Source organism: Gemmatimonas sp. (assembly GCF_044345575.1).
Taxonomy (GTDB): Bacteria; Gemmatimonadota; Gemmatimonadetes; order Gemmatimonadales; family Gemmatimonadaceae; genus Gemmatimonas.
Genome location: NZ_JBIJAW010000222.1, coordinates 1 through 5,510 on the forward strand (window position 1 = coordinate 1; position 5,510 = coordinate 5,510).

A 5,510-nucleotide genomic window follows, 5' to 3' on the forward strand; every position below is an offset into this window, starting at 1 on the left:
CGCGGGCGAGCTTCTGGAACGTCGGGCGCAGCGGCACCATGCGCATCGACATGGAGAGATCCTGCAGTTCGCGCACGATCTTGCCGGCGTGCGTGACCTTGCGCAGCAGTTCGTGCTGCGCGCCGTTGCTGAATCCGTCGTCACCGGCAATCATCGACTGCGCGATGACCAGCTCACCGACCATGTCGATGAGGCGATCGAGGCGGTCGGTGCGCACGCGAATGGTCGCATCGGCCGAGCTGCTGGCCGTGGCGCTGTTGTTCGCGGCGGCGGATACCGCGGTGGAGGCCGTAGCCTGCACCTGGGGCAGGCTCGGCTCCGCGGTGGTGGCCAGCCGCAGGTCGCCCGAGGTCACGGCCACCGCGGTGGTGTCGTGGTCGGCCGCGGGGAAGATGTCGTCGCTCTCGCTGCGCGTGGGCACGGCAACACCATCGGCGTCGCGCGCCGGGTCGTAGCCGGCGAGGGCATCGAGCAGCTCGACGTAGCCATCGGGCACGGGCATGCGCCCGTCGCCATTCAGCGCGTGCTCGACGACCGAGAGCAGTTCCTTGAGCATGTCGGCCGAGCGCAGTGACAGATCGGCGCAGCCACGGGTGTAGGCGATTTCCTTGTCGCGCACGCGGCTCAGGAGCGATTCCGCCTCATGGGCGAATGCGGCGATGCGCGCGAGGCCCAGGAAGGCCGAGGTGCCCTTGACCGTGTGGAAGGCCCGGAAGACGGTGTTCACCGCCTCCTCGTCGGACGGATTCGCCTCGAGTTGCAGCAGCGCCGCCTCCGAATTCACCACGCATTCGCCGCTTTCGGTGATGAAGTCCGGCAGGAGATCGCGATCGGCGTCATCGGGCAGCTGATCGACGAGCGGACCACGTGTGGCACCGATCGGGGCGGGCGCGGGAGCGGGTTCCGGCGCCGCCGCCTCAGGCGCTGCCGTCGCAACGGTACCCTCAGCGCCAGCCTTGGCCGTGGCCCCGCCGACGGAGGCGGCCATCGCGTGCGCGACCGGGTCCGCGCCGGCGGCAGCGCGGTTCTCCGAGGCCTTCATGGCTTCCTCGATGGCCTGTCCCACCTCCGCGAAGGCCGCCTGCACATCGGCGGCGGAACCGTTCACGATCGATCCCAGCACGCGTGCCGCGCGCGCCACATGCGGCTGTGCCTGGAGCGGCACCCGATTCTCGAACGCGAGATCCGTGAGCGCATCGCGCAAGACCGCGAGATCGGCGATATCGGTGGCCTCCAGCTGCATCAGCAGCGTGGCGGCATCATCAAGATTGAGAGGGGACACAGGCAGGGCCGGTGCAAGAGGGCTCGTGGACGGACGGCGGTCGCGGTCCGATTCCTTGTTGAGTATCGGCTGGAGGGCCGCGCTTGTTTACCGTCGCTGCTTGGAGTGGCGTCGCGTCGTGCCGGGGGCGTGACGGCCGGTATCAGACGAAAAAGCGGCTCGCACGTGAACGTGCGAGCCGCTTCGAAGCACACGGCAACCCGGGGGGCGAGTCACCGCATACCGGTTCGACTGATGGATCAGGCGGCGGGGGCCTTCACCGAGGTGAAGATCGCATCGGCCAGATTCTGACGCTCCTCCGCATTCCGGATGGTCGCATTCGGATCGTAGGTCTTCTCGTCCGCAGCGGCCAGCGTTGCGAGAGGGCGATCGGTCGCGAGGCTCGAGTCAAAGAGATTCGCGATGTCGGCGAGACGGGTCTCCATCTCCACGAGCACGGACGACGCGTGCGCCAGCTGCTGCGAGGTGATGTCCTGGAATTGCAGCGCGCCCATCATCATGAACAGCTCGTCGCGCAACGTCGAGCGCAGCTCGGAGCCTCTGGCGCGATCGGGCGTGTCCGACGCGTCGATCCCATCCAGCTCATCGACGATCTGGTTCGCACGGTCACACGCATCCATGATGTTGATGGCCGCGTCTTCCGTGGCCGACGTCACTTCCTTGATCTTGTCGTGCGTCGTCTGCAGCTTCTCGAAGGTCGTGCTCTGCAGCGCCTGCCGGGTCTCGCGCAAATGCGAGAGGACGGCGCGGATCTGCCCGTTGGCACGCTCGAGAATCAGCGGCAGGTCGGCCAGGCTCACGGTGACGAAGCGCGACACCATCTCGGCGCCGTCACGCAGCTGGTCCAGCTCCTTGTCGACCAGGCGGAGCGCCGCTTCGGACTCGTAGTACGCCGTCTGTGCTCGGGGATCATTCATTGCACATGTTCCTCAGGCGGCCGCCGCAGGCAGGAGCGCATCGATCTTCTCCTTGAGCACCTGGGGGGTAAAGGGCTTGACGATGTAGTTGTTCACGCCCGCTTCCATCGCCGTGAGGATGTCTTCCTTCACGGAGCGTGCCGTGACCATGAGCACGGGGACGTGGCGCCCGTCGTCACGCGAGCGCAATACCTTCGTGAATTCGGTGCCCGTCATGTTGGGCATGTTCCAGTCGGTGATGACGAACTTCACCGAGCTGTCGAACTTCTCCAGCGCTTCCTGACCGTCGCCGGCTTCGACGGTTTCGCTGAAACCGATGCGCTGGAGCGAGTTGATGACGATGCGACGCATCGTCGCCGAGTCGTCTACCACGAGGAACTTCATGCGACCAATCTCCTGATCTGCCCGTACGGAGCGGTGGCGCGCGGTTTAGAGATCGCCGCGCGTGAGAATGCGCCGGGCAACCTGATCGACCATGTCGAGGCTGTTGTACGCGCCGGACAGCACCTTCTGCCGCAGCTCGTTCACGCGCTCGGGGTCGACCGAGTCCTTCTGCTCGGCGCTGAGCCGACGGGCCTCGTCCGAGATCTGGACGGAGTCCGACTTGACCGGCTTCGCCGCCGGTGCCTGGGTGATTTCCTGGGCGGGACGCTGGACGGCCGGAGTGCCGACGGGCGTGATGCGCAGGGAATCGCTGTAACCGTTGATTTTCATAAGGATCCTCCTCCTCACTAGGGACTATCGGCAGCGCCGACCCGTAACTTTACCTTCTGGTTGTTTTCCGGCTTACGGAACGCGACGTCCCTGTCGCTCGACGGAAGATTCGATGGCCGGATTTGGCTCAGCCGCGGGCAGCGGTCAGCCGGGAAACCGGATATCGAGGGTTGGCGGAGCCGTGACCTGCTCCGCCGGGTCCTGCTGAAACCGCACCGGGGCCCCCGTGGCCCACGGCCCACCGGCGACGTGGCTGACCAGCTGGGCCGCCCGTAACCGTAGCTGCTCTACCTCGTCCACCGCCAGCATCGCCTCCTGCTCAGCCGCCTGGTCGAGCTCGTACAGCTTCTCCTGCAAGAGCAGGTCGAATCGCTCGGGCGTTCCCGACATCTGGCACCCGTGGGGCGACGGGCTCAGCGGAGCCGATCGACGAGACGGGCCCCACCGGCCATGCCGTAGGCCGTTCCCGCCGTCGAGGCCCGCTGGACCGCATCCAGCTCGCTCCGGAGTTCTTCGGCGCGGCGCCCGACCTTGGCCGCCAGCTCCATCGTGATCCGGTGCGACGTGCTGACCGCGGCACATACCTCTGCCACGAGTGCGTCGGCCTCGTCCACCACGCGCTCGGTGGCCGCGAACAGCGCGCTGTCGGCCGTGGGCCGCTCGAGGCGCAGCATGACGATCTGCTCGGCGAGATCCTGCAGCAATTCCTCACGCTGTTCGAGCAGCGCGAAGAGCCGATGATCGTCGGCCGCCGACGACACCTCGACTTCCACTTCACGGGCCAACGCGTCGGCACTCGCGCAGAGCGCGAGGGCCGCGCGCGCCGCGTGGGTGCGGGACATGCGGAGGTCAGCCGAAGGAGAATACGCGAAAGCCATGGTTATCGCCGTTGACGTACGATTCAGGCCGTCTTGAGCTTCCGCTCGGACACGACCCGCTGTGCCGCGCCGGTGAAGCCGTCCCGAAGCTGCGTCGCAATGTTCACCAGCTTGCGCATGGTGCGAAGGTCCCCGCGCTTCCCGATATCCACGAGCTCGGCGAGCAGGAACTGATAGAGGTCGGCCAGTTCCACGGCGAGCGGACCGCCCTGCTCGAAGTCGAGCGTGGACAGCAATTCGGCCACGAGACCACGGGCCCGGCGGAGCGACGTCACGCGGAGTTCGACATCCTGCCTCTCCATCGCAATACGGCCGCGCTCGAGATTCACGACCAGCTGCTCGAAGACGATCACGAGCAGCCGTTCGGGCGACGCCGAATGGATCTCCATCTCGCGGTAAGACGACGTCTGGCTGGCGTATGACATTGTAGCGGAGAGTTGAGTCAGAAGAGTGGAGGTGCGGTTCTACTGGGAGTATCGGTCACTTGTTGTTCTGCTGAAGTGCGTTGACCGAACTCAGTAGGCCACTGCTTTGCGACTTGAGCCGCGCCAGTGCCTCTTCCATGCGCGTGTACTGCTGCACGAGCTGATCACGACGCAGATCGAGCCGGCTCCTCGCGTCGGCTTCCTTGCGACGCAGCGATACCGTGCTGTTGTCGATGCTCGTGATCTGCGTGGAGATCGTGCCTGTGCTGAAGCGCGTCGCCTCGTCGGTCGCGTTGACGAAGGCCGTACCGACACCGCTGAATCCAAAGAGCGCTTCCAGTTCCTCCGGCTTACTCGCCAGCGCGGTGGACAGCTTGGACGAATCGAGCGCCAGGATGCCGTTGCGGTCGAGCGCCAACCCACTCACGGCCAACGATGAGTACGTGGTGTTGCTCGAAACCTTGGTGCGCAACGCGCTTGTGAACGACTCGACTACGCGCCGCAGCGATGAATTGGCGTACAGCGGGCTGTCGGGCTGCCGTTGCTCATCGAAGAACCTACGGATGGCGTTGTACGAGTCGACGAACTTGGAGATGGTGTCCTGCGCCGTCTTCTGATCGCGATCGACGCTGACGTCGATCGTGGTCCCCGGTTCCGCGTTGGCCAGAGAAAGGGTTACGCCGGGGACAGCATCTGTAATGGTATTCGACGGCCGGCGCACTTCCCGGCCATCCACCAGTACAATCGCTTCACGCCCGGCCTGCAGCTCGCGGGCGCGACCGGCAACCGACACGGTCGAGGCACCGATGGCGCCCGTGCTCCCGTCGGCGCGGGCGATGGACATCGTAAACGCGAGCCGCGAGGGACCACCGGCATCGTCGGTCAGGCGAATCCGTCCATCGTTGCCCAGCCCGGCGGTGGCCGTGCGCGTCCCGCTCTTGAATCCACTCGTCGCATTGTTCAGGCGATCGAGGAGGGTCTGCACGGTATCGCCAGCCTGCACGACCAACCCGAACGAGAGCGGGGTGCCATCTCCGCGTGTGCCGCGGATGTTGATGGCGTCCCCGGCGTTGAGGCCGCTCGACGTGCCGCCCACGCCCAATGCCGTGAGTGCCGTCGCCCCCGTCACCGGATCGCCCGCACCATCGGTGAGGGCCGGGGACTGGACCGTCTGTCGCACGGTCCCCGCCTGGCCCGCGGCGAACCCGAGGGCCTCGACGATCGCCATCGAGTCGGCATCGCCATCTACGGCGGAGACATTGCCATCGACGACCAGTCGGTAGCGGGTCTGATC

Annotated in this window: 8 protein-coding genes; all 8 read right to left on the reverse strand. The window is 66.2% G+C overall.

Translation table 11 applies throughout. The features are described 5' to 3' along the window. A partial coding sequence (locus ACIQ6O_RS12080) for an Hpt domain-containing protein (RefSeq protein WP_396208042.1) occupies positions 1-1,282 on the reverse strand: 1,282 nt, incomplete at its 3' end. A gap of 239 nt (positions 1,283-1,521) precedes the next feature. Then, the gene (locus ACIQ6O_RS12085) at positions 1,522-2,199 is read right to left on the reverse strand and encodes a hypothetical protein (RefSeq protein ID WP_396208043.1); all 678 of its coding nucleotides are present in this window, start codon (positions 2,197-2,199) and stop codon (positions 1,522-1,524) included. 12 nt (positions 2,200-2,211) lie between these two features. Next, complete coding sequence (locus ACIQ6O_RS12090; protein WP_396208044.1) at positions 2,212-2,583, reverse strand: response regulator; 372 nt, start codon at positions 2,581-2,583, stop codon at positions 2,212-2,214. Between the two features lie 45 nt (positions 2,584-2,628). Beyond that, complete coding sequence (locus ACIQ6O_RS12095) at positions 2,629-2,913, reverse strand: flagellar biosynthesis anti-sigma factor FlgM (RefSeq protein ID WP_396208045.1); 285 nt, start codon at positions 2,911-2,913, stop codon at positions 2,629-2,631. A 144-nt stretch (positions 2,914-3,057) separates the two neighbouring features. Further along, positions 3,058-3,303, reverse strand: coding sequence for a hypothetical protein (locus ACIQ6O_RS12100; protein ID WP_396208046.1), 246 nt, complete (start codon positions 3,301-3,303; stop codon positions 3,058-3,060). 23 nt (positions 3,304-3,326) lie between these two features. Then, positions 3,327-3,755, reverse strand: a complete 429-nt coding sequence (locus ACIQ6O_RS12105; protein WP_396208047.1) for a hypothetical protein — start codon at positions 3,753-3,755, stop codon at positions 3,327-3,329. 59 nt (positions 3,756-3,814) lie between these two features. Continuing rightward, positions 3,815-4,216 carry a flagellar export chaperone FliS gene (gene fliS / locus ACIQ6O_RS12110; RefSeq protein ID WP_396208048.1) on the reverse strand — a complete coding sequence of 134 codons (402 nt, stop codon included), beginning with the start codon at positions 4,214-4,216 and terminating at the stop codon, positions 3,815-3,817. 55 nt (positions 4,217-4,271) lie between these two features. After that, positions 4,272-5,510, reverse strand: a 1,239-nt coding sequence (gene fliD, locus ACIQ6O_RS12115; protein WP_396208049.1) for a flagellar filament capping protein FliD, incomplete at its 5' end; no start/stop codon positions are given.

Bases quoted from the DNA above. Each gene is read 5' to 3' on its own strand.
- ACIQ6O_RS12085 (WP_396208043.1), bottom strand. From the start codon at position 2,199: ATGAATGATCCCCGAGCACAGACGGCGTACTACGAGTCCGAAGCGGCG.
- ACIQ6O_RS12090 (WP_396208044.1), bottom strand. From the start codon at position 2,583: ATGAAGTTCCTCGTGGTAGACGACTCGGCGACGATGCGTCGCATCGTC.
- ACIQ6O_RS12095 (WP_396208045.1), bottom strand. From the start codon at position 2,913: ATGAAAATCAACGGTTACAGCGATTCCCTGCGCATCACGCCCGTCGGC.
- ACIQ6O_RS12100 (WP_396208046.1), bottom strand. From the start codon at position 3,303: ATGTCGGGAACGCCCGAGCGATTCGACCTGCTCTTGCAGGAGAAGCTG.
- ACIQ6O_RS12105 (WP_396208047.1), bottom strand. From the start codon at position 3,755: ATGTCCCGCACCCACGCGGCGCGCGCGGCCCTCGCGCTCTGCGCGAGT.
- fliS (WP_396208048.1), bottom strand. From the start codon at position 4,216: ATGTCATACGCCAGCCAGACGTCGTCTTACCGCGAGATGGAGATCCAT.